Below are 2,164 nucleotides of genomic sequence, written 5' to 3' on the forward strand. Positions count from 1 at the left end.
GACCTGCAGGTCGATGCCGTTGAGCACGAGATAGCCGGCGACCATGCCGCACAGGCCGACGATCGAACCGACCGAAAGGTCGATGCCGCCGGTGATGATGACGAAGGTCATGCCCATCGCCAGGAACGCGTTCAACGCCACGTGTTTCGACATCAGGATCAGATTGGCGGTCGACAAGAAATTCGGCGCCGCGATCGAGAAGAAGATCAGCACGGCGATCAGCGCGATGAAGGTCCTGAGCTTCATCAGCGTCAACAGCATGGAGCCGCTGGAAGCGGAGGGAGCGGCCGCCTTGGCTGGGATGTCAGTCATGGGCGGTGCTCTCCATCTGTCGAACCGGTCCGTGGCCAAGCGCCGAGGCAGCCACGAGTGCCGCCTCCGTCGCCTCGGCGCGGTCGAACATGCCGGTCAGTTTTCCGTTGCTCATCACCGCGATGCGGTCGGACAGCGCCATCACCTCATCGAGATCCGAGGTGGCGAACAAAATCCCCAATCCGTCGCGGGACAATTTACGCATGGTGCGGAAGACATCGGCCTTGGCGCCGACATCGATGCCTCGGCTGGGCTCGTCCATCAACAGCACCTTGGGTTCGGTGAGCAGCGCCTTGCCGATCACCACCTTCTGCTGGTTGCCGCCCGACAGCGAAGACACTTCCTGCGCCGGGTCGGCGACCTTGATCGCCAGTTCCCGCACCATGGTTGTCACCGCCTGCCTCTCGTCGGCGCCACGGATATGGAACAGGCGGGCAAATCGCGACAGGCTGGCCAGCGTCAGGTTGCTGGCGACCGAGAGGATCGACACCAGCCCTTCGCGCTGGCGGTCTTCGGGGATCAGCGCCAGCCCGCGCCGGATGCGCCGCGTCGTGTCGCGCTCCTTGACCTGTTTGCCACCAATGAAGATCTCGCCCGTGGAATGGCCGTGGCGGCCCATGATGCAGTCGAACAATTCGCTGCGCCCGGCGCCCATCAGGCCGTATATGCCGAGGATCTCGCCGGCACGCAGCGACAGCGAGACGTGGTCGACGGCAAGCCCGCCGGTAGCGCGCGGCAGACAGATGTCCTCGGCACGGAAGATCTCTTCGCCCGGAAGATGGCCGTCGGCCTTGGCGAAATCCTTGGCATCGGAGCCGATCATCTGGCGAACGATCCACTGCGTGTCGACGTTTTTCATCTCTTCCTGGCCGGTGATGCGGCCGTCGCGCAGCACGGTAATGTAGTCGCCGATGCGGATCAGCTCTTCCAGCCGGTGCGAGATGTAGACAATGGCCACGCCGCGCGCCTTGAGGTCGGCGATCACCTTGAACAGGATCTCGACTTCCGCCGCGCTCAGCGCCGAGGTCGGCTCGTCCATGATCAGGATGCGCGCGTCGAGCGAAACCGCCTTGGCGATCTCGACCAGCTGCTGCTGGCCGATGCGCAGATCCTCGACCAGCATGTCGGGCCGTATGCCGGCCTGCAGGCGTTCCAGAAATTCAGCCGCGCGGTTTTCCTGTTCCTCGCGGTCGATCTTGCCGAAGCGGTTGGTGATCTCCCGGGTGGCGAAGATGTTCTCGGCGACGCTCATATTGCCGAACAGGTTCAACTCCTGGAACACCATGCCGATGCCGCGGTTCACCGCATCGCCGGACGACGAAAAGGAAACCTCTTCGCCCTCCAGCAGAATGCGGCCGGCTGTCGGTCGTTCGACACCGGCGATGATCTTCATCAGCGTCGATTTGCCGGCGCCGTTTTCGCCGACCAGCACGTTAACCGCGCCCTTGCGCACCTCGAAATTGGCGCGCTTGACCGCAACGGTGCCGGAATAGACCTTGGAGACGTCCTCCAGCTTCAGGATGATGTCGCGCTCTGCGGCGCTCATGGCTTCGGCCCGATCTCTGCCTCCGCTGGCGTCACCAGCGGCAGGTCCTGGCCGCTGCCCAGCGTATAGGCGCCCAGCACCTTGGCGCTGCGGCCCTCCAGCGCCTCGCGCGGCAGCTTGGACAGCACCGTCTTGTCGGCGTAGCTGTTGAACGCCTTGCCGAACTGGGCGAAGTCGATCTGGTTGGTGAAATCGTTGAATTGGATGAAGTCCAGGCTGTCGCGCAGCGCGGTACCGCGCACCGCCGGTCCGATCTGCACCCGCGCATCGGCCTTGCCGTCGCCGTCGACATCGACATCGACCGTC

At 64.0% G+C, this 2,164-nt stretch carries 2 protein-coding genes and 1 pseudogene; all 3 read right to left on the bottom strand.

Annotated features, from left to right (window positions below):
* Positions 1-312, bottom strand: a pseudogene (locus tag EN935_RS32460) (ABC transporter permease); the annotation flags it as partial.
* Positions 305-1,858 carry a sugar ABC transporter ATP-binding protein gene (locus EN935_RS32465; protein ID WP_127262650.1) on the bottom strand — a complete coding sequence of 518 codons (1,554 nt, stop codon included), beginning with the start codon at positions 1,856-1,858 and terminating at the stop codon, positions 305-307. The gene EN935_RS32465 and the pseudogene EN935_RS32460, both read right to left, overlap by 8 nt.
* Positions 1,855-2,164, bottom strand: a 310-nt coding sequence (locus EN935_RS32470; protein WP_127374046.1) for a DUF2291 family protein, incomplete at its 5' end; no start/stop codon positions are given. The genes EN935_RS32470 and EN935_RS32465, both read right to left, overlap by 4 nt.

Origin of the sequence: Mesorhizobium sp. M7D.F.Ca.US.004.03.1.1 (assembly GCF_003998635.1) — a bacterium.
Taxonomy (GTDB): Bacteria; Pseudomonadota; Alphaproteobacteria; order Rhizobiales; family Rhizobiaceae; genus Mesorhizobium; species Mesorhizobium loti.

What these genes read in the sequence shown, in the direction of transcription:
- EN935_RS32465 (WP_127262650.1), bottom strand. Translation starts at nt 1,858, where the DNA reads ATGAGCGCCGCAGAGCGCGACATCATCCTGAAGCTGGAGGACGTCTCC.